This window comes from Nocardia sp. 852002-20019_SCH5090214 (assembly GCF_001665865.1).
Classification (GTDB): domain Bacteria; phylum Actinomycetota; class Actinomycetes; order Mycobacteriales; family Mycobacteriaceae; genus Nocardia; species Nocardia nova.
On record NZ_LZMK01000386.1, the window covers coordinates 1 to 619 of the forward strand.

Genomic DNA, 619 nt, shown 5'->3' on the forward strand with positions numbered 1-619 from the left:
GGGGGCCGCGCCGTCGATCGCCGCCAGAATGGATGGCAGGTCGCCACCTGCGCAGAACGCCTTCTCGCCGGTCAGGATGACCACGTCCACGCGATCGTCGCCGTCCGCCGCGGCGAGTTCGCGTCGCAATGCCTCGATCAGATGACTGGTCAATGCGTTTCGCGCGGCCGGGCGATGCAGCGTGAGGATGCGAACCCCGCCACGCTGTTCGGTGAGCAGCATCAGCCCCTTCGACACTTCGGCGCGGGTCATGTGCACTCCTCATCGAGTTCGCGGCCGGATTCCCGCCACCATTCTACGCGACTTGTTAATCTAGGTTATCTATCTACCTGAGGAGCGGCCATGCCTCCCGTGGCACGCACGCTCCGGCGAGGAGAATCAATGGGCGTAACGATCGACAGGTCCGCACACGCCGCCATCGTCACGCTGCGCTGGCCCGAACGGCGAAACGCCCTCGGACCACAGGAAGCCGAGCAGGTCGCGGAGGCGATCGCCGAGGCGGCCGACTCGGGCGCCGCGGCGCTGGTCCTGACCGGCGAGAAGGCGTTCTGCGCGGGCCTGGATCTGCGTGAGCTCGGCGCGACCGGGGACAACGCCGCCCGGATCGCTGCGGCGGACA

General features: G+C 68.0%; 2 protein-coding genes. One reads left to right on the forward strand and one right to left on the reverse strand.

Annotation, left to right across the window (positions count from 1 at the left end; translation table 11 throughout):
* The coding region (locus A5780_RS32145; protein ID WP_231982916.1) for an enoyl-CoA hydratase/isomerase family protein at window positions 1-252 on the reverse strand (252 nt) is incomplete at its 3' end.
* A 129-nt stretch (window positions 253-381) separates the two neighbouring features.
* Between A5780_RS32145 and A5780_RS32150 the strand changes: the two genes are divergently transcribed.
* A partial coding sequence (locus tag A5780_RS32150; RefSeq protein ID WP_197521928.1) for an enoyl-CoA hydratase-related protein occupies window positions 382-619 on the forward strand: 238 nt, incomplete at its 3' end.